This window comes from Bradyrhizobium sp., assembly GCF_047605465.1.
In the GTDB taxonomy this organism is placed as follows: Bacteria; Pseudomonadota; Alphaproteobacteria; order Rhizobiales; family Xanthobacteraceae; genus Bradyrhizobium.
In genome coordinates this window covers 1-24993 of the sequence record NZ_JASGFS010000005.1, presented here as the reverse complement: position 1 = coordinate 24993, position 24993 = coordinate 1, and the positions used below count along the sequence as shown (strand labels likewise).

17 protein-coding genes are annotated in these 24993 nt (G+C 65.9%); 8 read left to right on the top strand and 9 right to left on the bottom strand.

Annotation, left to right across the window (positions count from 1 at the left end):
- Positions 1–22: 22 nt before the first annotated feature.
- Positions 23–3838: a DUF3971 domain-containing protein gene (locus QM712_RS06950; protein WP_415022335.1), complete on the bottom strand. Its 3816-nt coding sequence runs from the start codon at positions 3836–3838 to the stop codon at positions 23–25.
- Positions 3839–4033: 195 nt separating this feature from the next.
- On the opposite strand from QM712_RS06950, the gene QM712_RS06945 reads away from it, so the two are divergent.
- A complete protein-coding gene (locus QM712_RS06945; protein WP_415022562.1) occupies positions 4034–4726 on the top strand; it encodes a peroxiredoxin in 693 nt (230 codons plus the stop codon).
- Positions 4727–4838: 112 nt separating this feature from the next.
- Complete coding sequence (locus QM712_RS06940; protein WP_415022334.1) at positions 4839–6203, top strand: peptidoglycan DD-metalloendopeptidase family protein; 1365 nt, start codon at positions 4839–4841, stop codon at positions 6201–6203.
- A gap of 33 nt (positions 6204–6236) precedes the next feature.
- On the opposite strand, the gene QM712_RS06935 is transcribed toward QM712_RS06940, so the two are convergent.
- On the bottom strand, positions 6237–7418 hold the full coding sequence (locus tag QM712_RS06935) for a DUF5666 domain-containing protein (RefSeq protein ID WP_415022333.1): 1182 nt from the start codon (positions 7416–7418) through the stop codon (positions 6237–6239).
- On the bottom strand, positions 7415–8296 hold the full coding sequence (locus tag QM712_RS06930) for a DUF6502 family protein (RefSeq protein WP_415022332.1): 882 nt from the start codon (positions 8294–8296) through the stop codon (positions 7415–7417). Before QM712_RS06930 ends, QM712_RS06935 begins: the two co-directional genes overlap by 4 nt.
- Positions 8297–8423: 127 nt before the next feature.
- Here QM712_RS06930 and QM712_RS06925 point away from each other — a divergent pair, with 127 nt between their 5' ends.
- Genes QM712_RS06925 through QM712_RS06905 form a run of 5 tightly spaced genes read left to right on the top strand, consistent with a single transcriptional unit; the run spans position 8424 to position 13949 of the window.
- Positions 8424–8588 (top strand): hypothetical protein, encoded by a 165-nt coding sequence (locus QM712_RS06925; protein WP_415022331.1) that lies wholly within the window; start codon positions 8424–8426, stop codon positions 8586–8588.
- Between the two features lie 8 nt (positions 8589–8596).
- Positions 8597–10528, top strand: coding sequence for a glycosyltransferase (locus QM712_RS06920; RefSeq protein WP_415022330.1), 1932 nt, complete (start codon positions 8597–8599; stop codon positions 10526–10528).
- 3 nt (positions 10529–10531) lie between these two features.
- The gene (locus QM712_RS06915) at positions 10532–11272 is read left to right on the top strand and encodes an ABC transporter ATP-binding protein (RefSeq protein ID WP_415022329.1); all 741 of its coding nucleotides are present in this window, start codon (positions 10532–10534) and stop codon (positions 11270–11272) included.
- Positions 11269–12648, top strand: a complete 1380-nt coding sequence (locus QM712_RS06910) for a glycosyltransferase family 4 protein (RefSeq protein WP_415022328.1) — start codon at positions 11269–11271, stop codon at positions 12646–12648. Before QM712_RS06915 ends, QM712_RS06910 begins: the two co-directional genes overlap by 4 nt.
- An 8-nt stretch (positions 12649–12656) precedes the next feature.
- Complete coding sequence (locus tag QM712_RS06905) at positions 12657–13949, top strand: O-antigen ligase family protein (RefSeq protein ID WP_415022327.1); 1293 nt, start codon at positions 12657–12659, stop codon at positions 13947–13949.
- Here the strand turns inward: QM712_RS06905 and QM712_RS06900 are convergent, their stop codons facing one another.
- The 6 genes from QM712_RS06900 to QM712_RS06875 form a co-directional block, all read right to left on the bottom strand.
- On the bottom strand, positions 13950–15185 hold the full coding sequence (locus QM712_RS06900) for an ABC transporter substrate-binding protein (RefSeq protein WP_415022326.1): 1236 nt from the start codon (positions 15183–15185) through the stop codon (positions 13950–13952).
- A 108-nt stretch (positions 15186–15293) separates the two neighbouring features.
- Entirely contained in the window at positions 15294–16202 is a 909-nt protein-coding gene (locus tag QM712_RS06895) for a DMT family transporter (protein WP_415022325.1), read from the bottom strand.
- A gap of 130 nt (positions 16203–16332) precedes the next feature.
- Complete coding sequence (locus QM712_RS06890; protein ID WP_415022324.1) at positions 16333–17214, bottom strand: NAD(P)-dependent oxidoreductase; 882 nt, start codon at positions 17212–17214, stop codon at positions 16333–16335.
- A gap of 2 nt (positions 17215–17216) precedes the next feature.
- A protein-coding gene (gene prfB, locus QM712_RS06885) for a peptide chain release factor 2 (RefSeq protein WP_415022323.1) occupies positions 17217–18348 on the bottom strand; the annotation gives its coding sequence in 2 pieces (ribosomal slippage) (positions 17217–18278 and positions 18280–18348; 1131 coding nt in all).
- Positions 18349–18457: 109 nt separating this feature from the next.
- The gene (locus QM712_RS06880) at positions 18458–20953 is read right to left on the bottom strand and encodes a penicillin-binding protein 1A (RefSeq protein ID WP_415022322.1); all 2496 of its coding nucleotides are present in this window, start codon (positions 20951–20953) and stop codon (positions 18458–18460) included.
- A 221-nt stretch (positions 20954–21174) separates the two neighbouring features.
- Positions 21175–22473, bottom strand: a complete 1299-nt coding sequence (locus QM712_RS06875) for an N-acetylmuramoyl-L-alanine amidase (RefSeq protein ID WP_415022321.1) — start codon at positions 22471–22473, stop codon at positions 21175–21177.
- A 708-nt stretch (positions 22474–23181) separates the two neighbouring features.
- Here QM712_RS06875 and QM712_RS06870 point away from each other — a divergent pair.
- The coding region (locus QM712_RS06870) for an Rne/Rng family ribonuclease (protein ID WP_415022320.1) at positions 23182–24993 on the top strand (1812 nt) is incomplete at its 3' end.

Sequence of the window (24993 nt, the reverse complement as noted above, 5' to 3'; positions counted from 1 at the left end):
GATCACCGCTTCGGGGGCGCGACTATCGCCGCGCGAGCGTGCAACCGCTCGACAGCTGACGCGGTGATCCGCTGGGGCTGTTGTCGCCCGGCTGCTGCGACGGCAGCTCGTCGATCGGCGAGTTCTGCTTGCCGGTATTGAACTCGAAGATCTTGCGGAACAGGCCCGGCGCCATCGCCGAGATCGGATTGACGCGCATCACCGGCGCGGCCGGCGTGCCAACGACCTCGTAGGTGACACCGATCAATCCCTCGTTGTTGCCGCCGCCGAGGAAGATGCCGAACAACGGGATCTGGCCGAAAATGTTGTTCACGCCATACATCGGCACGAAGGTGCCGCTCATGCACACCTGATTGCCGGGATAGTCGATCGAGCCCTCGATCGTGGCGCCGATCATCGGCCCCTTGACCACGCCGTCGCGGATCGTGAGCGCGCCGTTCTGCCGGGTGAACTCCGCGCGCAACGCGTTGAAGGTGACGCCGCTCTGGGGGCCGTTGGGAGCGCCCGCGGCGACGCGTTCGAGCTGCGCCTCGCCCTTGACCGTGAAGTCGCGAACGTTGATCAGGCCCTCCCTGGCCGTCGAAGGCTCCGAGGTCGGCGGCTCCATCGCCACCACCATCTGGCCGCCGACGGCCTTGGTGTAGGTGTCGGTGAAGCGCAGAAATGCGCCGGCGTCGTTGGTCTGGAGGTAGATCACCTCGCGGCCGCCTTGCGCGCGGCCGCCGCGCAGGTCCGCCGCCACCGGCGTGTCGCGGCCGATCTTGCCGCTCAGCGTGAAGGCTTTGACCGCACCGCTGCGACGCGACATCTTGGCATCGACACTGCGCATCGCCTCGCCGTTGAATCCGGCGACCGCGCCGAGCTTCACGTCGATGTCGAAGTCGACATTCTTCATTTTGCTCTTGGCATCATCCTTGGCATTGCCGGAGATCGCCGATTTCAGGAAAGCCCGGCCGTCGAACACGTCGCCGCGCATGGTGCCTCTGACCACGCCGTCCTGTCCGCGCTCCACCTTCAGCGACGCCTTGTCGCCGTCGGACGGCGCATAGGTCGGGAAGTTCGCGTTCATGAGGTCGCCGTTCGGATCGACTTCGACCGAACCCTTGATCGAGGCGCCGCCGCCTTCGATGACGATGTCCTCCAGCCGCGTCGACTGCGGTGTCGGCACCACCTTGAAGCTGGCCTTGCCCGACTTGCCCGGCAGCTTGACCCAGCCGGGCAGGATGTTGTCGAGCCTGACCGACGTCAGATCGGCCTCCACGCCGAGCTTGGTGGTCTGATCGGGACCGCTGGCGATCTTGCCGGAGAGCTTGATCGGCAGCGAGCCGCTGACGGCGGGGCTGAGGTCGAAGCCGAGCCGAGCGCGGCTCGCGTCGTCGAGCGTCGCCTGCAGTTTGACATCCGCGTCGCCTTCAGCCGGCTTGCGATAGTCGAGCGAGGCCGGCTGCCCGTTGATCTTCACGTCGCCCTTGACCTGGTAGCCTTGATTGCTTGCGACGATCTTGAGATTATTGGCCTCGAGCTTCTGGTTCATCACCAGCTTGTCCGCGGCAAAACCATTGAGATCAGCGGTGACGTTGTAGGTGGTGTCGGACTTGGTCAGCTCTCCCTTGACCGGCATGCCGAGCTGGATGTTCGCCGTGAACGTCCCCTTGCTTGTGTTGGGATCGACGACGGTCGACGACAGATCGCTCAACCGATCGTTGGACAGCATCTCGGCCGCGGCGGGCACGGGCCCGTCGACGCGAAACCTGGTTCGCGACGGCGACGGCTTCGGCGCCATGTCCGGCACCTCGAAGGTGAAATCGGAGATCGTGATCTTGCGACCGGCGGGCGTGTCGGCAATGCCCTGTCCGATCGTCACGGTCGCGGTACGCCCGGTCACATGCGCCTTCAGGTCGGCATCGTGCACCACCGGCATGCCGTCCACGGGACGAACGGCGACCCCGCTCGCCACGATGTTGACCGAGAGGCCGTCATCGGGGATCGGCGGGCCCTTGCGCGGAAGGTTGCGCACCGGCGAGTTGACGCCGACCTCGATGCGCTGGAGCGTGCCGCGCTCGATACGCTCGAGCACCCATTGACGCAGCTCCGGAACGATCAGCGTCGGCCACATCCGCTTCAGCGCGGAGGCCGACATCGGCGTTCCCGCGAAGCCCAGCGTCAGGCGTGGCTCGCCGGAATAGTCGATGGCGCCGGTACCGGCGACGCCGATCTCGCCGTTGGAGACATCGGCCTGCGTCAGCAGCATCCGCTTGTGGTCGGTGTCGAAGCGAAACCCGATCGCGATCCGGTTGAAGACGAGCGGCGGCTCGTTGTCGATGCCGCCGAGAAGGATCGAACCACCGCTGAAGCCGAGCTGCCAGTCGTTGCTGGTGCCGTTCGGCGGCTCGAGATGGGCCAGCAGTGTGAGGCGATTGGCGCCGGAAAGGATCTTGAACGGCGCGACCAGCACTCGCCGCCCCGCGTCCCACTCGACATTGATCTCGGCCGAGTCGATCGCCATCGGATAGTCCGGCGTATCGGTGTCGATGATGTTGCCCGCGCCGATCATGATCTTGCCGCGGAAAAACGTCGGCACGCCATCACGGCCGAGCTCGCCTTTGAGTTCGCCGGTCAACGGAAGATCGGCGTTGTAGGTGAGGTCCTTGACCCGAAGGGCCAGGAGAATGTTGGAGGTCGAGACCTTGTCGGCGCGGATGTCGACCGAGCGCACGCCGTTCTCGGCCGGTCCGATCGTGGCACGCAGCGACCATGGGCGCGCGCCCTCCTCGCCGAGGCTGAGGGCGACACCGCCATGGGTGGGCCGGCGCAGGCTGAGGCTGATGTTCTCGAACGTCCATTTGCCGCCGCGCTGCTGGTCGTCGACGATCAGATTGCCATTCTTCAGACCGATCTCGTTGAGGTTCTGACCGTCGAGCCCGGTCATACTCAGGCTGTCGAGCCAGTCGAGGCCTTGAAGAATTCCGCTCTGCGCGGTGGGCTGCGGCGCAGGCGCGGCGGTTTCGGCGCTCGGAGGCGTGGTCGCGAAGGGCGGCGGCGGAACCCCGTTGCGCGGGAACGTCGGCGGCAAGCCCGCATCCTTCTTGGATGCGACGCCGGTTGCGAGCGGCTTTGCGGTGTCGCCGGCCGACACGGTGACGGTCCCGTCCGGCGCAATCCGGATCGCGAGCTCAGCATCGACGAGATTGAGGCTTTCAGCGCGCAGGTGCCCGATCAGCAGCGCCGCCCCCGACAGCCGCACTTCCGCCTTGGGCGCACTGGCGACGATGGCGTGGTCGCGATCGCGGACGATGATGTCACGGATGCGCACGGCGATACGGACGCGCCCCGCACGCTCGATCTGGGTGCCGCCGACCTCCACCGTGTTGCCGTGGCCGATATTGTCCTCGATCGCGGCGGCGAGCCAGGGCGTTGCGATGTCGAGATTGATCGGACCGGCACCGAGACGCCACCACAGCGCGCCGAAACAGCCGACGAACATGAGCACGAGGGCACCGACGACGACCGCAAGCCGCTTCAGCCAGCGATCCGCCGCGAGCCAGCGCCGGAGTGCTCCGAAGCCGTCACCGAAACGGTGGAAACCTGAATTGGAACGAGACAGCAGCCGGCGCGCGCGATGGCCCGCCGCTGCTTCCTGATCCGGATCCCAATCGGCGTCGTCCCATTCCTGCGGTGCCTCGCGGCCGCCGCGCCGATCGAAATCCCGATTGTAGTCCTGGGGCGACGTATTCCTTGCCATTGCCTCTCGATACAGGCGCCCATCATAGGATTGAGCGCCGCCCGGACCGCAGCCGTCGACAGGGATCGAATCTCCCCGCCCCGGCAGTGCCGCCATACCTCGAATATTCCTGCTGTTCGTCATTTCGCCCCGGGAGCGCGTTCAACGAGCAGTGGGGTGGTGCGTGGAATTCCTTGTAACCATACTCCGGGGTCGTCAGACTTGCCCAGCCGAGGGCACGATTCCGGCACACCGGACGAGAGCTGCAATACCGCTTTTGTTGACCCGCCGAAAGCGACGAAAGGAAGGCGTATGTCCAAGAAATCCCAAAAGAAATCGTCCAAAACGCCCTCCGGCAGCGCGACCGCTGGAAAGAAGGTCTCTAAAACGAAGGCATTGGCGCGGGCAAAACCCGCGAAAGCTCAACGGGCGACAACAGGCAAATCAGGCAAGACCGTAACGAAGCCAGCATCGCACAAGCCGGCGTCGAAACGGTTAAAATCCTCCGAATCGGTTGCCGCCCCCAAGCAAGCCGCGAGCGCGGCGCTGACGGAGGGCCAGAAGGCACCCGCGTTCGGGTTGCCGCGCGACGGCGGGGGTCTGGCCACATTGTCGGACTATGCCGGCCGCAAACTCGTCCTGTTCTTCTACCCCCGCGCCGACACGCCGGGCTGCACGCGGGAGGCGATCGACTTCACGCGACTGGCGAACGCCTTCAGCGCGGCCGGCACCGCTGTGCTCGGCATCTCCGCCGATCCGTTGAAGGCCCAGGAGAAGTTCCGCGACAAGCACAAGCTCGGCGTTCCCCTCATCTCGGATGAGAAGCACGAGATGCTCGAGGCGTACGGCGCCTGGGGCGAAAAATCCATGTACGGCAAGAGCTTCCTCGGGATTCTTCGAACCACGGTGCTGATCGGGGCCGATGGCAAGGTGGCGAAGGTCTGGCGCAACGTGCGGGTCGATGGCCACGCCGACGAAGTGCTCGCAGCCGCAAGAAGTCTTTAACCAGGACGTTAAATTCGAGCGTTCCCGTTTCCTGAAAATTAACCATGACCGGCCCAGATTGCATCGGCAATTAAGGCCGCAAGGAACGTTTCCGACCGGCGCGGGAGTGCCGATGTCGAAAAGTTCTGCCCAATATTCGCAGTACCCCCTACATCATCCTCATGACCACGGACGGCCTTTCCAGCGCCGTCCCGCAGCGGCCGTGGCGGCAGCGTCTTCCCTTCCCGCGACGGATGACGCCTACACCATCGTTCACGCCGGCAAGCAGGTTCGCTTCGGACCCGTCGTGTTCTGGATCGTTGTGGGCACGGTCGTGCTGCTCGGGCTATGGTCGGCCGCCACCGCCACCTATTTCGCGTTCCGAGACGATGTCCTGACCCGCCTGATCGCCCGCCAGGCCGACATGCAATACGCCTACGAGGACCGCATCGCCGAGCTGCGCGCCAAGGTCGACCGCACCACCAGCCGGCAATTGCTCGACCAGGAACAGTTCGACCAGAAGCTCGACCAGATCATGAAGCGCCAGACGGCGCTGGAGTCCCGGGCGACGGCGCTTGGCGCCATGCCCGACGTGACCGGATCGATTCCCCGCTCGGCTCCGCAGCGCGGCGATGCCGCTCAGGGCGCAACGCAGGGTACGCCGAAACCCTCGCCGATCAGCGACACCGTGATCTTCGTGGCGCCGCCGGATCGCGAAGCGCGACTCGAATCGCGCGTCCCGGCCGTCGTGGCCGCACCGGTCAACCAATTCGCCAAGAACCAGGGCTTCGACAGCGTCGTGGTCCGCCTCACGAATTCGCTCGATCAGGTCGAGCGCCGCCAGATGGCGGCCCTCAGCGCCGTCGAGGAAGGCATGGATTCGCGCATGCGCCGGATGCGCGGCGTCGTCAGCGATCTCGGCCTGAACCTCGCCAATCTCGAAGCCGCCGTGCCGCGCTCGGCGATGGGCGGCCCCTTCGTGCCGGTCAAGCTGACCGCCAATGCCGGGCCGTTCGAGAAGCAGCTCTATCGCATCAACACCACGCGCGCCGAGATGGACCGGCTGAGCCGCACGCTTGCGCTCGTGCCCTATCGCAAGCCCGTCGTCGGCGAAGTCGAATTCACCTCGGGCTTCGGCGTCCGCAGCGATCCGTTCCTCGGCCGTCCCGCGATGCATACCGGGCTCGACTTCCGCGCCTCGACCGGCGATCCCGTGCGCGTCACCGCCAACGGCAAGGTGGTTTCGGCCGGCTGGTCCGGCGGTTACGGCCGCATGATCGAGGTCGACCACGGCAACGGCCTTGCCACCCGCTACGGCCACCTCTCGGAGATCAACGTCAAAGTCGGCGAGATCGTGAAGATCGGCCAGGTGATCGGCCTCGTCGGCTCGACCGGCCGTTCCACCGGCCCGCACCTGCATTACGAAACCCGCATCGAGGGCGAGGCCGTCGATCCGCAGAAATTCCTGCGTGCCGGCGTCCGCCTGAGCGCGGGCTAACTCCGCGCGCAAATTCCGGCGCTCCGGCTAGGCCTAGCGCCGCCCGCCTCCGGGACCTCCAAAGCCACCACCACCCATTCCGCCGCCGGGTCCCATCGGACCGCCGGGCGAACCGAGACCGCCGGGTCCCGACGGGCCGCCTTGGCCCGAGGGCGCAGAGCCGGGGCCGGTGTTCGGGCTCGATCCGGGCACAGGCGCACCCGGCGCTCCGGGTTGGCTGCCGGGATTGGGCGGATTCTGATTCGGATGCAGGATCGAGCCGCCCGGCGACCGCCCGGGATTGCCGCCACCGGGAGCCTGCCCCGGCGATCCCGGCACATGGGCGACCGCCTGAGCCGAATCGACCTGAAGGCCCCGCGCCCGATCGAACGCGCCGTTGAGCACCACCCGCGCCTCGCCTGCGGCCGGACCGAAGCGCGAGCTGTCACGGGCCACAAGCCCCGACCCGAGCTGCAGGTTCGCCCCCGCACGTTGCACATAGGCCTCGATCGACAGGCGGCTCGCGCCGACGAGATCCGAAAAATCGTCGATCCGCGTGCGCGCCGCCTGCATCGTCCCCTGGATCGCGCTGCCCTCGACCTGGACCCGCTGGCCCACCAGCAACGGATCGACGTTGTTCAGCTTCAGCGCGCCGATGTGCAGGCCGTCCGCGCCCCGCTCGACGACACCGGTGACGCGTTCGGTTGCCTCGCGCCGCGGCTCGACCAGACTTGCCACGATCACGCCGTCGGTGCGGCGCAGGCCGAACACGGCGACCTGCGTGCCAGCGGCGAGCTTGGCCTCCTTGGCGCTCGCGACGATCTTCTGGCCGAGCACCGTCAGCTCGTTGCCCTTCACCGATTCGATCGGCCCCGAAACCTCGCTCGCGATCGTGATGTTGCGGGTGACGAGCGTGCCGTCGGCCTGACGGGTCGCGACCACGCGCGCGAGCTGGCCGATCCGCAGCGCCTTCGGGCTGGCCGCCTCGCCATCGATCCTGACGGGGACGTCGCTCGCATAGGTGACGCGTTCGCCGTTGACGTAGATGCTGCCGAAACGCTGGATCACGCCGACGATGCCGGTGCCGCCGATGCCGTGATCATCGCCGCGCGTGATGCCGGTGCCGCCGATTCCCTGATCGGTGCCGCGCCTGACCTGCGCGCGTGCGATCGCCGTGCCGGCGAGCCAGAATCCGGCCAGCAGCAGGCGTCGCGAGACGAGCGGCGGCCGGCTCATGGCGACCCGCCTTCCTTTCCGCCGCCATCCTCGTCATCGGCATCCTCGGCGTAGATGTAGATGCCGAAGTTCCAGCGCGCGTTGCCGCCCTTGTCCTTGGCGAGCGCGCGGTTGGCCTCGCGATTCGCCGTCTTCAGCGCGTCCATCGCCAGCTCGCGCGAGCGCGCTTCGAGGCGCCGCGCGAGTTTCGGCGAGATGTTGTTGTAGTGCACCGCGCGTTCGAGGAATCGCGGCGCCGGCCCCGAGACGTTCTGCGCGGCGGCCGCGATATGGTCGTGCAGGTTGCGGCCGAGATAGTGCCACTTGCTGTCGTCCTCGCCGCTCGGAACGAAGGCGGCCTCGACCAGCTCGATCTCGTCATCGCCGTTGATGGTGACGAGCCCGCGGTCGATCCATTCGTCCAGCACCGCGCGCGGGCGCACGTCCTTGGTGACGGAGGCGACGAGCTGCTCGAATGACGGCGCATCGCCCTCGGCCGTGCGCGGCAAGGCGAGCGGCTCGCCCTTCGCATCGGTGAATTCCGGTGCGGCGAGCCAGCGCGCGATCACCGCGCTCGTCAGCGACACCGCCGCCGGCGTTTCGTTCACGGGCGCACCGGCGCCGCGCAGCCGCGCCACTTCCTTGCGATGGATTCCGGTGAGCAGGCTGACGCGGCTGTCGGTCTGCTCCTTTCCCTCCAGCGCGAAGTCGTGCTCGGCAACGTTGACGAAGAGCTCGCGGAGCAATTGCGCCAGCGCCGGGAAAGTCATGCCGCTGCGGATGCAGAGCCGGACCAGCGGGCGCAGCAGACGCGCGAGCGGCGCGTGCAGCTTCCCAGCAGCATTCGGCTGTGGCGACGTCGACTTGTCAGCCACCTTGGACCCGGACTTGGCATTCATGTCTGAATTGTATCGACGCCTCGCGTGGGACACAATCCCACTTTTTCCCTTTCTGTGATTGACGTGGTAAATTTTCCCACATATACGGGAGGCCACTGAGGGGCGCGACGTAAAGGGACAGATACCCATGGCTGACCGCTTGGTCCGCAATTCCAGTTCACTGCGTGCCGTGCCGGCCCCCGAACGGGCCTACGGTGGCGCGCTCCAGCCGATACTGCCGGCGCTGCTGCGCGGCGTGATCTTCATCTCGGTCCTGGCTGCGCCGTTCGTCGCCGGCCTCTTCGCAGGTTGATCGCCGCCATGACCCCCGTCAGCCAATCCACGCGCCGCCCGTCGGTGCTGCACATTTTCAAGATCTACTATCCCGATCTGTTCGGCGGCACGCTCACGGTGATCCGCGACATCTGCGCGAGCCTGAAGGAGAGCTTCACTTCGGCCATCCTGGTCTGCTCGCAATCGACCGAGCGCCGCGAGACCATCGACGAGGTCGAGGTCGAGCGCGTGCACTCGTTCGGCAATCTGCTGTCGCTGCCGGCCGCTCCCACTTATCCCTGGCGGCTGTGGCGCCGGATCGCCGAACATGACCTGCTCGCGCTCCATGCTCCCTTCCCGCTCGCCGATCTCGTCTTCGCCTTCGGGCTCGGTCGCAAGCGGCCGCTGGTCGTGCACTGGCACGCCGACATCGTCACGCACGCCGGCCTGCGCTGGTTCGTGGAGCCGTTGATGCGGCGGACGCTGCGGCAAGCCAGGGCGATCATCGTCTCCGATCGCGTGCTGGTCGACAACACGCCGCTGCTGCGCGAATTCGAAGACAAATGCCACGTCGTGCCGTTCGGCATCGACACCACGACCTATGACTGGCCGAAGATCGAACCCCATCACGTCAACGATCGCGGACGGCTGGTGCTCGCCTGCGGACGGCTCGTCCCCTACAAGGGATTCGACGTTCTGATCCGAGCCGCCGTCAATCGCCAGTTCGAGGTCTGGATCATCGGCGAAGGCACCGAGCGGCCGAGACTCGAGCAATTGATCCGCGAGCTCGGCGTCGGTGACCGCGTAAATCTGCTCGGTTCGGTCAACGATTGCGAGCGCATCAAGTTGATGTGCATTTCCGACGTCTTCGTGATGCCGTCGGTGACCAATGCCGAAACCTTCGGCCTGGTCCAGTTGGAGGCCATGGCCGCGGGCCGCCCGGTCGTGAACACGGCGCTCGACACCGCCGTGCCCCGCGTCGCCCGCCACGGCATGGAAGCGATCACGGTGCAGCCCGGCGATGCCGAACAGCTCGGCGAGGCCATCGACACGCTGATCCGCGACCCCGAGCGCCGCCGCCGCATGGGCTTGTCAGCACGGACGCGGGCCGTCACCCGCTATTCCGCCGCGGCCTTCAGGCAGGGCATGGAGACCGTCTATCGCGACGCCGTCGCGGCGACGTCGAGCCAGAGCCCGACGATCGCGGAGCCGCCCCAGGAACCGGCGACCGGCTGGCTGGATACCGTCCGGATCGCGGCGGCGCTGGCCTGGTCCGACATGCGCCACCGCTATGTCCGCTCGCTGCTCGGTCCATTCTGGATGTCGCTGCAGATGGCGATCGTGGTCGCCGTGCTCGGGTCGGTCATCGGCCAGATCTCGAACGGCGACATGCTGGCGCGCCTGCCGATGCTCGCGCTGTCGATGACGGCCTGGACCTTCCTCAACAGCGTCGTGCTCGATGCCACCACCGCGCTCCAGAACTCCGCGAGCCTGATCCGCGACCGCGCGCTGTCGCCGGTAATCTTCCTGCTCCAATGCACGTTCCGCCAGGCGCTGTTCGCGCTTCATAACGCCTGCGTGCCACTGGTGCTGTGGCTCATCCTCTCGCCGCACGATCTCTCCCACGCGCTGGCGGCACTCCCGGGGCTCCTGCTGTTCGTCGCCTGCACGATTGCCCTCAGCCTCGTGCTCGGCGCGATGGCGACCCGGTATCGCGATCTCAAGCCGATCATCGAGTCCACCCTGATGCTCGCCTTCCTCGCCTCGCCCGTGATCTGGTCGGCAGAGATGATCAACCACAGCTCCACGGTGATGCGGCTCAATCCGCTGACGCATCTGTTCGCAGTCTGGCGTGAACCGCTCGCAGGCGCCCATGTCGACGCGACCAGCATCATCTATGTCCTGATCGCGCTGGCGCTGCTGATCGTTGCGAGTGTGCTGACGCTGGTGCACCTGCGCAAGGCCGCATTCTGGATCTGACCCATGGCCACGATCAGCCTGCGCAACGTCTGTCTCGATTATCCGCTCTACGGCGCGTACGACTTCTCGCTGAAGCGGCGACTGCTCGGTCACCTCATCCGCGAGCAGGGCGGAATGCGGGTCATCCGCGCCGTCGACAATGTCACGATCGAAGCCGAGGCCGGCGCACGCATAGGGCTTGCCGGCCCCAACGGCTCCGGCAAATCGACCCTGCTGCGGCTCATCGCCGGCGTCTATCCGCCGAGCGGCGGCAGCGTCAGAGTCAGGGGCAACATCGTGCCCCTGCTCGGCCTGAACGCCGGCGTCAATCTCGACTTCGTGGCGGAGGACAACATCGCCCTGCTGCTGCGGATCGGTGGGCGCAAGCCGACGCGGGCCGTGATCGACGACATCTGGGCCTTCACCGAACTCGAGGAGCGCATGCAGCGGCTGCCGCTGCGGATGTTCTCGTCCGGCATGCTGATGCGCGTGCTGTTCGCCACGGCCACCGCCTTCCCGGCCGACATCCTCTTGCTCGACGAATGGCTCAGTGTGGTCGACGAGCATTTCGCGGAGAAGGCCGAGGCCCGGTTGCAGAACCTCGTCTCCCAGGCTGCGATCGTGATCATCGCCTCGCACGACCAGCCACTGCTGCGCCGGACCTGCACCAGCATCGTCAACCTCGATCGCGGCCGTATCGCCTCGACCGTCCCCGTCGATTTGCCGACCACCCACGCCTTCGAGTTTCGCGAGAAACGCGCATGAAACAGAACATCCTGGTCGTATCCGAAGCGCTCGGTGAACCCAACCACAAGCGCGGCATTTTTCATTTCACCCGCGAGCTGATGCGTTCGCTTGCGGCCGAGGGGCACGAGCTGACCCTTCTGGTCGAAACCACGCGGCGCTACCGCAAGCTCAGGCGGCGCGAACGGCGCACGAAGCTGTTCCCGACGCAATCACGCAACATCGAGCTGCTCGCGCTGTACCGGTTCCTCGACGAGATCAACATGGCCGAGCCGCCGGCCCGCAACGGGCTGCGCCGCACGCTCGATTGGGTGCGCCACAAGGCGACCATGTCGGTGTCATGGGACTACGTGGTCTGCTTCCTGCGCGCGATCGGCCTGCGCGGCCTGCACGCCCGCCTGATCGAGAACAAGACCGCGGCGCTGGAATACATCCCGCCGGATCTGCGCCATCTCGAGCTGTTCCGCGATTTCCAGCTCGAACCGGGATTCTACAGCTACCAGGATTCCTCCGCCTTCTTCCTGCTGCCGCCGCCGCAGATCGACGCGCGCGACTACGACGTCATCGTCGTGGATACGCCCACGCGCGTGGCGATCAAGCGGAGGCCCGACGCCAAGGTGATCTGCGTCGTTCACGACCTGCTGCCGCTCACGGACCTGAAGCTCAGCGACGTCGCGACACGGCTTTTCCTCTCGCGACTCTTCACCAGCCTGCGCCAGGCCGACGAGCTCGCCTTCGTTTCAAACTATAGCATGATGCGGTTCAGGGACCTGTTACCGCAATTTGCGCACCTACCGGCGCGGGTCGTGTATCCCCGCACCCGGTTCGACGCCCCGGATGTCCTGTCACTGCCAGCCCCGTCGGGGCGTCCGGGGCGGCCGAGCTTCGTGGTCATCGTCTCGAACGAGCCGCGCAAGAACGTCGCCACCGTCATTCGCGCCTTCAGCAACCTGCCACAGGCGGATCTCATCGTGATCGGTTATGCCGGACAGATCGGCCGCATGCGCAATTTTCCGCCGAACGTCCGCTTCGCCGGCTATGTCGACGAGCACGAGAAGGCCGCCCTGATCGCGGAGTCACATGGCCTGATCATGCCGAGTTTCGCCGAAGGTTTCGGCGTGCCGATCATCGAGGCGCTGGCCGCGACCACGCCGGTGCTGTGCTCCGACATTGCCGTATTCCGCGAGGTCGCGGGCGAACTCGCCGATTATTTCGATCCGTTCTCGACCGAGTCGATCGCCGCCTCCGTGACCCGCGTGCTCACACGGCAGGAAGAATGGCGCGGCAGGATCAAGGCGCGGCGCGGCGAGCTCGCCGAGCGTTTCGGCTACCAGACCCAGGCACGCGACTTCCTCGGGCGCGAGATGCCCGCGGAACGCCTGATCGCCGCGCAATAGGCAGCCCCATGACTGCCACACCCTCAGCGTGGTCCGGCGTCGCCGAGCCACGGCCAGTGGATGCGCGATGGCAAGCCTGGCGCAGCTCCGGCGCGCTGCTCTCGGCCGCCGACGTGCTTGCCGCCCTGATGGCGGCCTCGCTTCCCTGGTCTACCACGGCGCCGTCGATCCTCGTCGGCCTCTGGCTGCTCGCGGTGACACCGACCATCGACTGGCGCGACTACGCGCGCAGTCTGGCCCGTCCCGCCTTTGCCCTGCCCTTCGCGTTCCTCCTTCTCGCCCTCGTCGGCACACTCTGGTCGGATGGCGCATGGCCGGACCGGCTGCACGCGATCAAGCCCATCGCCAAGCTCGTGCTGATCCCGCCGCTGCTCTACCATTTCAGCCGTTCGCAACGCGGCTTCTGGGTCTGTCTCGCGTTTCTCGCCTCATGCGCATTGCTTGCCGTGCTGTCGTGGATCGTGCTGCTCGACCCCGCCTGGAAGATCACCGCGACGGTGTCGGCCGGCGTGCCGGTCAAGAACTACATCGACCAGAGTCAGGAATTCACGCTGTGCGCCTTCGCGCTCGCGCTACCCGCGCTGATTTTCTGGCGCGGCGGAAGCAGGATCGCGACGGTCGCCTGCCTGGCGCTGATCCTGCTGTTCGCAACCAACATGGTCTTCGTCGCCTCGGCCCGCACGGCGCTGCTGTGTATCCCGGTTCTTCTCTTGCTGTTCGCCTGGCGGCACTTGAGCCGGCGTGCGGCGCTCGTGCTGCTCGCCGGCGCCGTCGCGGCAAGCGCGCTCGCCTGGACGACATCATCCTATCTGCGCCAGCGCATCACCGACATCGCCGTCGAATACCGGCACGGCCATGAGGACATCAGCCATGCCTCGACGGCACAGCGGCTGACCTATTGGCGCAAATCGGCGTCAGCCTTCCTCGAAGCGCCATGGATCGGTCACGGCACCGGATCGATCAAGCGGCAGTTCGAACGCGCCGCGACCGGCACGAGCAGCCTCGACACCGAGATCGTCAACAATCCGCACAACCAGACCCTCAATTTTGCCGTCCAGTGGGGCCTGCTCGGCGTCGTGCTGCTCTACGCGATGTGGATCGCCCATCTCCGCCTGTTCAGCGGCGCAGGCCTCGCGGCCTGGATCGGCCTCGTCGTGGTCGTTCAGAACATCACGAGTTCGCTTCTGAACTCGCACCTGTCCGATTTCCACGAAGGCTGGATGTACGTGCTCGGTGTCGGCGTCGCCGGCGGCATGGCGCTGCGGGCCGGTGCCGCACGCGGGATTTCCCGCCAGCCCTGACTATTGGCTGCGCGCGTGGCCGACCTCGCCGGTGATGACATCGCCGAACAGCTCCCACGCCTCTCCGTTGAAGCGGATGAGCTGCATCTGCTCGATCGGGAAATAGTCGTCCGCCGAGGTGTTGACCATGATGCCCGGCAGCATCAGGTCGCTATGGAAGTCCTTCAGGCTCGCCGCCTGCTTCATGACGTTCTCGCGGGTCAGCGTGTCGCCGCACTGCTTCAGGACCTGCACCATCGCTTCGGCCTGGACATAGCCGTAGATGTTGTTGGCGTTGGCCTTGTCGCCGTCCGGATAATACTTGTCCATGAATGCACGCCATTTCACCACAGCCGGATCCTTGTCCCAGGTCGGATCGGTCGGGTCCTTCAGATAGGCGGTCGAGATGATGTCCTTGGAATATTCGAGCCCGGCGGGCTTCAGCACCGAGGCGACGGAGGTCGCGGTGTTGGCCAGGAAGAATTTCGGTTTCCAGCCGAGTTCGCCGACCTTCCTGATCGCCTGCGCCGAACCCTTCGGTGCGGCCCAGGAGAAGAAGATATCGGCGCCGGAATCATGCAAGGCGACGATCTGCGAGTCGATCGAGGGATCGCTGACCTCGTAGGACTTGTCGGCGATGATCATGTTCGCCTTGTCGCCCAGACCATCCTTCAAGCCCTTGAACTGGTCCTTGCCGGCATCGTCGTTCTGCCAGAACACCGCGATCTTGCCGTTCGGGAAATGATCGCGGATGTACTTGGCGTAGATGCGCCCCTCGCTCTGGTAGTTGGGCTGGAAGCCCATGGTCCAGGGGAAGTTCCTGGGATCGCCGAACTTGGTTCCACCGGAGGCGACGAAGAGTTGCGGCACCTTCTTGGCGTTCATGTATTTCATGATCGCCGAATTCGAGGGCGTGCCGAGCGGCTGGAAGATCAGCAGCACCTCGTCGCTCTCGACGAGCTTGCGTGCCTGCTCGATCGCCTTCGGCGGCGAATAGGCATCGTCATAGCTGATGAAGTTGATCTTGCGGCCGTTGATCCCTCCTTGGTCATTGATCATCCTGAAATAGGCCGCCTCGGTCTTGCCGATCACGCCGTAGGACGACGCCGGCCCGCTGTAGGGCATGATGTTGCCGATCTTGATGTCGGTGTCGCTGGCGCCGGGATCGTATTTCTTCTGCGCCGGGGCCGGTGTCGCTGCGAGCGCTCCGGCGGCAAGAATGGCGAGGGCAACAAGGCTTATCCGACGACCCGGCATCGTTCTCTCCCCAATTTTGTAGTCTTGTTTTGAGGAGAGTGTCGCAAGGAGACTCGCTGCTGGCAAGCACCCCGATTTTCCGTGAGATGAAACGGAGGTTCGGAAACCTCAGGTGCGACGCCGCATGCCGGGCACGCGTCCGTCGATCACCAGCAGCGCGCTGCCGATGACGATGGCGCCTCCGATCTCGCGCAGCGCGATCGGCTCGCCGAGCACGAGCCAGCCGAGCAGGATCGCGGTGACGGGAATGAGCAGCGTCACCAGCATGACATTGGTTGCGCCCGAGCGCCGCAGGATCTGGAAGAACACGATATAGGCGAGCGCGGTGGACAGGCCGGCGAGGCCGAGCACGGCGAGCCAGGTCGCGATCCCCGGCATCGGCAAGTGCCAGGGCTGCTCGATCGCGCCGGCGACGATCGCCATCATCACCGTCGAAGCCATCAGCTGGAAAGTCGCCGTACCGAGCGGCGGCGAGTCCTTCAAAAGGCGCCGCGCCGCAAGGGCCGCAAGGCCATAGCTGAAGGCGCCGCCGAGGCACAGAAGAATGCCGAGCCCCTGCCCTGACCGCGTCTCGGCGCTCCACCCTCTCAGGATGATCACACCGAGGAGCCCCAGCGCCACGCCGGCGACGCGGCGCATCTGCAGGTTCTCTTCGCCGGCCGCCGCCATCACGACCACGGCGAAGAGCGGCGTCGTCGCATTGAGGATCGACGCCAGTCCGCTCGGGATCAGGGTCTGCCCGGCCACGATCAGCGAAAAGGGAATAACGTTGTTGAGCAGCCCGATGACGACGAACGGCCGCCAGCCGGCGATACTCGTGGGAAGACCGATCCCCTGCACGCGCAGCAGCGGCAGCAGGATGGCGGCGCCGATCGCGACGCGCAGGAACACCAGCGTGAATGGCGGCAACTCCCGCAGAGCGGCGCCGTTGAAGAAGAACGAGCCACCCCACAGGATCGAGAGCACCGCGAGCAGCGACCAGTCCCGCGCGTCGATCCTGCTGTCGTTCGGGGACATCCAACTCACCCTTGCGGCCGAGCCCGCCGCTTAATCCGGGGTGGGCACATCCGGCCACCCGATTTCCGATGCGGTCTGGATGTCCGCGCAGAAGCAGCGGGCGCGGATGGACCGGTGCCGATATGCGCGGCTAGCTCGAATGCTTCGGCCGCGAGACCAATTCGATCATCCTGCCTTCATCGTCGTCGGGCATCGCGGCCTTGGCCTGCGCGTAGGATTCGACGGCGGCGCGCGAGACCAGCGGCTTGTCGGCGAGCAGGTCTTCGGCGAGCTTCACGGCATAGGCGGCATCCTTGTGCCGCAGCGCCGCAGTGAAGGTTGCGCCGCTGAAGTCGCGGGCGACCATGCGCCGGGAGTGACGCTGCACCTGCGGGCTCGCGGCGACGCCCGACAGGATCGACTCCAGCACCAGATCCATGTCGAGGCCGGCCTGCTCGGCGATCGCCAGCCCCTCGGCAAGGCCGGCAATCTGGATCGCGCCCATGAGGTTGTTGACGAGCTTGTAGACCGTGCCGGAGCCGACGGCGCCGAAATGACGGATGGTCGAGCCGATCGGATCGAGATAGGGCCGCGCGCGTTCGAGATCGGCCGCGTCGGCGCCCACCAGCAGCGTCAGCTTTCCGGCAGCCGCGGCGTCCGGCAATCCCGTCACCGGGCAGTCGATGTAGATCAGCCCCAGCGCGTTCAGCTCGCGCGCCATCTCGCGGGCATGGTCATGGGACACCGTGGAGCATTCGATCGCGATGGTGCCGGCCTTCGCGGTCTTGGCTGCGCCGTTCGGCCCGAGCCAGACCGAGCGCGAGGCTTCGTCGTCGGCGACCATGGTCACGACGGCATCGGCATCGATCGCGGCATCCTCGGGAGACGTCGCCCAGCGCGCTCCGCGCGCGATCAGGTCTTCGGCCTTGGCCCTGCTGCGATTCCACAGCGTCACCGTGAATCCGGCATCGAGATAGCGGCCGGCCATGCCGTGCCCCATCCGCCCCAATCCGATGAAGGCGACGCGGGCCATGGCTAGTCGACGTCCTCGACGTCGCCGGCAGTGGTGCCGAAGGCACGTTGCGCGAGCGTCGCGGCCATGAAGTCGTCGAGATCGCCGCCGAGCACGCCTGAGGTGTCGGAGGTCTGCACGCCGGTGCGCAGGTCCTTCACCATCTGGTAGGGCTGCAGCACGTAGGAGCGGATCTGGTGACCCCAGCCGATGTCGGTCTTGGCGGCCTGGTCGGCCGCGGCCTTCTCCTCGCGCTTCTTCAGCTCGATCTCGTAGAGGCGCGCGCGCAGCATGTCCCAGGCCTGGGCCCGGTTCTTGTGCTGGGAGCGGCCGGCCTGGCAGACCACCGCGACGCCGGTCGGGATGTGCGTGAGGCGCACCGCGGATTCGGTCTTGTTGACGTGCTGGCCGCCGGCGCCGCCCGATCGCATGGTGTCGACGCGGACGTCGGACTCCTTGATGTCGATCTTGATGCTGTCGTCGATGACCGGGAATACCTGCACGCTCGAGAACGAGGTGTGCCGCCGCGCATTGGAGTCGAACGGCGAGATGCGGACGAGGCGGTGCACGCCGGCTTCCGTCTTCAGCCAGCCATAGGCGTTGTGGCCGGAGACCTGGATGGTCGCGGACTTGATCCCGGCCTCTTCGCCCTCGGACTCTTCCAGCACCTCGACCTTGAAGCCGTGGGTGTCGGCCCAGCGCGTGTACATGCGCAAGAGCATCTGCGCCCAGTCCTGGCTCTCGGTGCCACCGGCGCCGGCGTGAACCTCGAGATAGGAATCGAAGCGATCGGCCTCGCCCGACAGCAGCGCCTCGAGTTCGCGCCGTGCGACCTCCTTCTTGAGGTTCTTCAGCGCGGCCTCGGCTTCAGCGACGACGCCCGCATCGCCCTCGGCCTCGCCGAGTTCGATCATGCCGATGTCATCTTCGAGTTCCTGCTCGACCTTGCCGATGCCACTGAGCGAATCCTCCAGCGAGGTCCGCTCCTGCATCAGCTTCTGGGCCTTCTGGGGGTCGTTCCAGAGATTGGGATCTTCTGCGAGCTTGTTCAGCTCAGCGAGGCGTGCCGTCGATTTCTCGACGTCAAAGATGCCTCCTCAGCAGCCCGACCGACTGCTTGATCTCTTCTACCAACCGTTCGATTTCGGCGCGCATGTCGTTCTCTGGTCTCGCGGAATTGTTTCCGCCTCTGATTGCAACGGGGATGTAGCGGCGGCGGCGCCAAAGCGCAACCGCCCGCTCGTCCGTTCGCCGTCGTTATCCGCTAGTACAGCCCGCCGGTGCCCGGACGCATGAAGAATCCGGAGTCGGGCGGGGCCTGCTGCGGCAAGCGGCCATCCGCATCGGCGACGCCGATGACGGAGTAGTTGTCCGGCGGCGCGGTGCCGGGCTTGAAGGCTTCGAGGATGGTTCCGCCGGTCTCGCCCGGCCCGGCGCGCATGCCGGTCTTGGCGACGACGCGGACCAGCTTGATGCCGGCCGGCACCTTGAAGGGGACCGCCGGCTTGTCCGCGAGCGCGAGCTTCAGGAAGTCACGCGCGATCGGCGCGGCCAGATGGCCGCCGGTCGCGGCGTTGCCTTTGCCGAGCGGACGCGGCTTGTCGTAGCCCATGTAGATGGCGACCGCGACGTCGGGCGAGAAGCCGACGAACCAGGCGTCCTTGGCCTCGTTGGTGGTGCCGGTCTTGCCGGCGATCGGCTTGCCGACCTCCTTGACCGCGGTCGCGGTACCGGCCTGGACCACGCCTTCCATCAGCTCGGTGATCTGATAGGCCGTCATGGAGTCCAGCACCTGCTCGCGGCGGTCGATGAGCTGCGGCTCGGCCTGGTTCTTCCAGCCGCCCGGCGCATCGCAGCCGCGGCATTCGCGCTGGTCGTGCTTGAAGATGGTGTGGCCGTAGCGATCCTGGATCCGGTCGATCAGGGTCGGCTTCACGCGGCGTCCGCCATTGGCGATCATCGAATAGGCCGTCACCATGCGCATCGCCGTGGTCTCGCCGGCGCCCAGCGCGTAGGAGAGATAGTTCGGCAGCTCGTCATAGACGCCGAAGCGGCGGGCATATTCGCCGATCAGCGGCATGCCGATGTCCTGCGCGAGGCGCACCGTCACCGTGTTGAGCGATTGCCTCAGCGCGTTGCGCAGCGTCACCGGTCCCTGGAACTTGCCCGAGGAGAAGTTCTCCGGCCGCCACACGCCGGCGCCCTGGCCCTGGTCGATTTCGATCGGCGCGTCGAGCACGACGGTCGAGGGCGTGTAGCCGTTGTCGAGCGCGGCCGAATAGACGATCGGCTTGAACGACGAACCCGGCTGCCGGTAGGCCTGGGTGGCGCGGTTGAACTGGCTCTGGTCGAAGGAGAAGCCGCCGACCATCGCGAGCACGCGGCCGGTCCAGGGGTCCATCACCACCATCGCGCCCGACACTTCGGGGATCTGGCGCAGCCGGTACTGGCCCTCGACGGGCTGGCCGTCCTTGTAGAGCGGATCGGCATAGATGACGTCGCCGGGCTGCAGCACCTGCGACACCGCCGAGGGCGCCTTGCCGCGCGAGGCACCCTGCGCCGCCCTCGCCCACCGCACGCCGTCGAGCGTGACGATACCGGTCTCGCGCTGCTTGCTGACGGCGCCGCCGAGCTCGCGGCTCGGCTGGAAGCCGATGCGCGCCGACTGGTCGCTGGTTTCCAGCACCACGGCCATGCGCCATGGCGAAATGTCGGAGAGCGACTTGATCTCGGCGAGCTTCACGCCCCAGTCGCCCGACGTATCGAGCTTGCTGATGGCGCCGCGATAGCCCTGCTGCTCGTCGTAATTGACGAGACCCGAGACCATGGTCTTGCGCGCCATGACCTGGATCTTCGGATCCAGCGTGGTGCGGACCGACAGGCCGCCTTCATACAGCTTCTTCTCGCCGTAGCGTTCGAAGATGTCGCGGCGGACTTCCTCGGCGAAATATTCGCCGGCGAAGGTGTGGGCACCGTTCGAGCGGTTGGTGACGACCAGCGGCTCCTTGCGCGCCTTCTCGGCGTCGGCCTGCTTGATCCAGCCGTTCTCCTGCAGACGATCGATCACGTAGTTGCGGCGCTCGATGGCGCGATCGCGGTTGCGCACCGGATGCAGGGTCGCCGGCATCTTCGGCAGCGCCGCGAGGTAGGCGGCTTCCGCGACGGTGAGCTCGTTCACCGACTTGTCGAAATAGACCAGCGAGGCGGCTGCGATGCCGTAGGCGCCGAGGCCCAGATAGATTTCGTTCAGATACAATTCGAGGATCTTGTCCTTCGAATAGGTCTTCTCGATCCGCATCGCCAGCAAGGCTTCCTTGATCTTGCGGGCGAACGAGACCTCGTTGGTCAAGAGGAAGTTCTTGGCCACCTGCTGCGTGATGGTGGAGGCGCCCTGCGGACGGCGGTTGGATCCGTAGTTCTGGACATATACGAGGCCGGCGCGCGCCATGCCGGTGTAGTCGATGCCGCCGTGCTCGTAGAAATTCTTGTCCTCGGCCGCGAGGAAGGCGTTGATCACGAGCTTCGGCACGGCCTGGATCGGCAGATACAGCCGCCGCTCCTTGGCGTATTCGCCGAGCAGCGAGCCGTCGACCGCATGCACGCGGGTCATCACCGGCGGTTCGTAATCCTGAAGCTGAGAGTAATCCGGCAAGTCCTTGGAGAAATGCCAGATCAGGCCTGCCACGGCACCGACACCGACAAGGAACACCACCGTTCCCGCGGCGAACAGGAAACCCATGAACCGCACCAGCAAGCGCATTATCTGTTTATCCGTTCAAATCCTGGATCAGCCCAAGGCGCCGACAACAGGCGCCATCCTTACGTCGCGAATTCACCGGCCTACTCAATCACTTCGGCGCCGGACCTGAAGACGCTTGCCGAGCGGGATTCTCGTCGATTCCGGAACCCCCTGCGGCGTTTTTTATAGAGCGCCCGCTGTGGCCAAACTAGGGCTTAACAGCGGGTTACAAAATTCCCTTCTCAATTGGCGGGCCCTGCCGTGGCCATCTGCTTGGCGAGGAACGCATCGATGCCCTGGGCCATGGAGCCCACGGCGCGGGACCGCCAGCCTTCGGAAACGAGGTGCTCAAGATCGCCCTTGTTGGAGACATAGCCGATTTCGACCAGAACCGAGGGCACGTCGGGCGCCTTCAGCACCCGGAAGCCGGCGGACTTCAGCGGATGCTTGTGCATCCGGACGGTCGACTTCATTTCGCCCATCAACAGGCGGGCAAAACGGTTTGAAAAGGTGCGCGTTTCCCGCTGCGTGAGGTCGATCAGGATGTCGGCGACATCGGTCGGCTCCTCCGCGAGATTGAAGCCGGCGATGGCATCGGCCCGGTTTTCCGCGTCCGCCAGCCGTTCGGCCTCGGCGTCGGAGGCCTTGTCGGAGAGCGTGTAGATCGTGGCGCCCTGCGCATCGCCCTCGGCGCGCGGCAGCGCGTCGGCATGGATCGAGACGAACAAGGCGGCCTTCAGGTTGCGCGCGACTTTGACCCGATCGTTGAGGGGAATGAAGGTGTCGTCGTCCCGCGTCATCACCACGCGGTACTTGCCGGTCTTTTCCAGCCGGTCGCGCAGCGCAAGGCCGAACGCCAGCACCAGGTTCTTCTCGCTTTCGCCGCTCGACTGCGTGCCATTGTCGATGCCGCCATGGCCGGGATCGATCACGACCACCGGCCGCCCGTCGGCCGGAACCGCCGGCTTCGAAGGCGCCGCGACCGGAGCCACGGGAATCGTGGCGGGCGGTGCGTCGGCGATCGCCGGCCGCAACTCGGGCCGGTTTTCCGGAGCCAGCGCCTGCAGGAAAGCGGCCCGGTCGATCTCCTCCAGCTCGAGCACGAGCCGCGCCGGCTGGCCGTTGGCAGCCTCCAGCACATAGGAATTGGCGATCTTGGCCGGCCCCGTCAGGTCGAACACGATTCGCGAGCCGCCGGGCATCACGAGCCCGTAGCGGAAGGCCTTAACCAGGCCTCGCCCGCTGCCGGTGCCTGCAGGAAGCTGGAAATTGACCTGCGGCACGTCGATGACCACCCGGTAAGGGTCGGCCAGGGTGACGGCACGGAACGTCACGGTCCGGTCGAGATCGAGAATGAAGCGAGTCTGATTGGCATCACCAGCCAGCCGGGCGGCCGAGGCGACGGGAAAATTCGCTACCGCAACAGAGGGTTGCGGCTGGCCTTCCGCCGCACTGAGACGGGCGGAATCGACCCATGGCAATGCGGCGACGCACAACAATGCGCATCCCACCAAAGCCCATTGATTTGTGCGGCTCGCCACCAATTCCGTGCCTCCGAGCAGCTTTTTTAACGCAATAGAACCACAGGGTTAATCGATCCTTAATGACATCCACGCGAAACTCGGCGACTGTGACCGGCGTGCGACGCTCCCTTGCACGGATGGCCTATTCCTCGTATGTACGGAATGCTGACGGCCAATATTTTCGGTTGTGTCGCATTCAGCCTCCCGGTGCAGCGCCGGAACTCTCAAGGTTTTGGGGATTCCAGCGTTTTCCGTTCCCTTCTAAGGCCAGCGCAGTGCGCGGCCGCGAGGTGGAGCGGGCCAAGCCCCGGCGGCAGACGGTTCCTGGTTACCACTCGCGTTTCCGGGACAGTTCGGACAGCGACGTAGCCCGTTACCCGATCCCTTAATCCCAAGGGACCGGTTGTGATCTTCATCAGGACGAGCGCTTCCGCGCCATGCCTGGCCAACAGCAACTGATTGAGGGGCGGCCCCGCCGCCCAATGTTTCATACGGGCCGACGCTTGATGCGCCAGACTGTGCCGACCAATTCTGAAGGACCGTTCGCGACGCTGCGGAGTGAAACTCCCGCGCGCCGCTTCGGGTCTTCGGCTTCCGGTTCGGCAAGGCGACAGAGCGGGCGTTTCGGCCTTCCCCTCACCCCCGAATCAGGTGGACCGTCGCGTCACCCGGCAGCGCTCTTCGCGCCCACGGTGAATCGCGCCCGCCGCCGCCAAGAGTTAAGACATGCCCAACAAGATGTTGATCGATGCCACCCACCCGGAAGAGACCCGGGTCGTCGTGGTCCGCGGCAATCGCGTCGAAGAGTTTGATTTCGAGACCGCGCAACGCAAGCAACTGCGCGGAAACATCTACCTCGCCAAGGTCACGCGGGTCGAACCCTCGCTTCAGGCCGCCTTCGTCGAATACGGCGGCAACCGCCACGGCTTCCTCGCCTTCAGCGAAATCCATCCCGACTACTATCAGATCCCGGTTGCCGACCGGCAGGCGCTGATCGAGGCCGAAGAGCAGGCCCATCGCGAGGCCGAGGAAGAGAGCGAGAATCGTTCGCACGGCCGCCGCCGTTCGCGCCATCGCAATGCCCGCCGCCGCGGTCACGGCGAGCGCGTCCGCAGCGACGTCGTCGAAGGTCTCGAAGCCGGTGCAGATCCCGCGGCGCAGCCGGTCGACGGCGAGTCGCACCACGAACACGCCGAGGGTGTAGCGCACGAGGGCGAGCACCTGCACGCGGATGCCGAGCATCACGGCGAGCACGACCACCACGATCACGACCACCACCATCATGACGATCATGGTCATGACGATCATCATCATGCCCATGATGATGACCACCATCACGCGCACGATCACGACCACCATCATGATCACGACGACCACGGTCATGACGGCGAGCACGATCATCACGACCATGCCGGCGAGACACCTGCGCCGGTCGCAGCGGTAGGCGCAGAGCCCGTCGTCGCGACCTATGCCGTCGCCGAGACGCATGAGGCTGAAAGCTTCGACGCTCACGGCTCCGAAGCGCACGCCGAGACGCTAGCCGAGGCCGTGACGTCGGAAGCGGAACCGGCCGATGCGGTCTACGCTGCCGAAGCGCCCCATGCCGACGCCGCGGAAGCAACTGGAGAGGATGACGACGACGAGGACGGCGAGGAAGCCGAAGAGGAAGTCGTCGAATCCGTCGGCGGTGACGACGTGCTCGAGGAAGTGCCTGAGCGCACCTTCCGGCCGCGCCGCCAGTACAAGATCCAGGAAGTCATCAAGCGCCGCCAGGTCATGCTGGTGCAGGTCGTCAAGGAAGAGCGCGGCAACAAGGGCGCGGCGCTGACCACTTATCTGTCGCTCGCCGGCCGTTACGCCGTCCTGATGCCCAACACCGCCCGCGGCGGTGGCATCAGCCGCAAGATCACGAGCGCGCAGGACCGCTCCCGCCTCAAGGAAGTGGTGCAGGATCTCGACGTGCCCGAGGGCATGGGCATCATCCTGCGCACGGCCGGCGCCTCCCGCACCAAGCCGGAGATCAAGCGCGACTTCGAATACCTGATCCGGATGTGGGAGACGGTGCGCGATCTGACGCTGAAGTCGCAGGCCCCGACCCTCGTCTACGAGGAAGGCTCGCTGATCAAGCGCTCGCTGCGCGACCTCTACAACAAGGAGATCGACGAAATTCAGGTTGCCGGTGAATCCGGCTACCGCGAAGCACGCGACTTCATGAAGATGCTGATGCCCGCCAATGTGAGCGCGGTGAAGCAGTATCGCGACGGCCAGCCGCTGTTCTCGCGGATGGGTGTCGAGAGCCAGTTGGACGCGATGTTCTCCCCGACCGTGCAGCTTCGCTCCGGCGGCTACATCGTGATCAACCAGACCGAGGCGCTGGTCTCGATCGACGTCAACTCCGGACGCTCGACGCGCGAGCACCATATCGAGGACACCGCGCTCAAGACCAATCTGGAGGCGGCCGAAGAGGTCGCGCGCCAGCTTCGTCTGCGCGACCTCGCCGGCCTGATCGTCATCGACTTCATCGACATGGACGAGAAG

Excerpts from the sequence above, each read along its gene's own strand:
- QM712_RS06950 (WP_415022335.1), bottom strand. The coding sequence starts at position 3,838 with ATGGCGGCACTGCCGGGGCGGGGAGATTCGATCCCTGTCGACGGCTGC.
- QM712_RS06945 (WP_415022562.1), top strand. The coding sequence starts at position 4,034 with ATGTCCAAGAAATCCCAAAAGAAATCGTCCAAAACGCCCTCCGGCAGC.
- QM712_RS06940 (WP_415022334.1), top strand. The coding sequence starts at position 4,839 with ATGTCGAAAAGTTCTGCCCAATATTCGCAGTACCCCCTACATCATCCT.
- QM712_RS06935 (WP_415022333.1), bottom strand. The coding sequence starts at position 7,418 with ATGAGCCGGCCGCCGCTCGTCTCGCGACGCCTGCTGCTGGCCGGATTC.
- QM712_RS06930 (WP_415022332.1), bottom strand. The coding sequence starts at position 8,296 with ATGAATGCCAAGTCCGGGTCCAAGGTGGCTGACAAGTCGACGTCGCCA.
- QM712_RS06925 (WP_415022331.1), top strand. The coding sequence starts at position 8,424 with ATGGCTGACCGCTTGGTCCGCAATTCCAGTTCACTGCGTGCCGTGCCG.
- QM712_RS06920 (WP_415022330.1), top strand. The coding sequence starts at position 8,597 with ATGACCCCCGTCAGCCAATCCACGCGCCGCCCGTCGGTGCTGCACATT.
- QM712_RS06915 (WP_415022329.1), top strand. The coding sequence starts at position 10,532 with ATGGCCACGATCAGCCTGCGCAACGTCTGTCTCGATTATCCGCTCTAC.
- QM712_RS06910 (WP_415022328.1), top strand. The coding sequence starts at position 11,269 with ATGAAACAGAACATCCTGGTCGTATCCGAAGCGCTCGGTGAACCCAAC.
- QM712_RS06905 (WP_415022327.1), top strand. The coding sequence starts at position 12,657 with ATGACTGCCACACCCTCAGCGTGGTCCGGCGTCGCCGAGCCACGGCCA.
- QM712_RS06900 (WP_415022326.1), bottom strand. The coding sequence starts at position 15,185 with ATGCCGGGTCGTCGGATAAGCCTTGTTGCCCTCGCCATTCTTGCCGCC.
- QM712_RS06895 (WP_415022325.1), bottom strand. The coding sequence starts at position 16,202 with ATGTCCCCGAACGACAGCAGGATCGACGCGCGGGACTGGTCGCTGCTC.
- QM712_RS06890 (WP_415022324.1), bottom strand. The coding sequence starts at position 17,214 with ATGGCCCGCGTCGCCTTCATCGGATTGGGGCGGATGGGGCACGGCATG.
- QM712_RS06880 (WP_415022322.1), bottom strand. The coding sequence starts at position 20,953 with ATGCGCTTGCTGGTGCGGTTCATGGGTTTCCTGTTCGCCGCGGGAACG.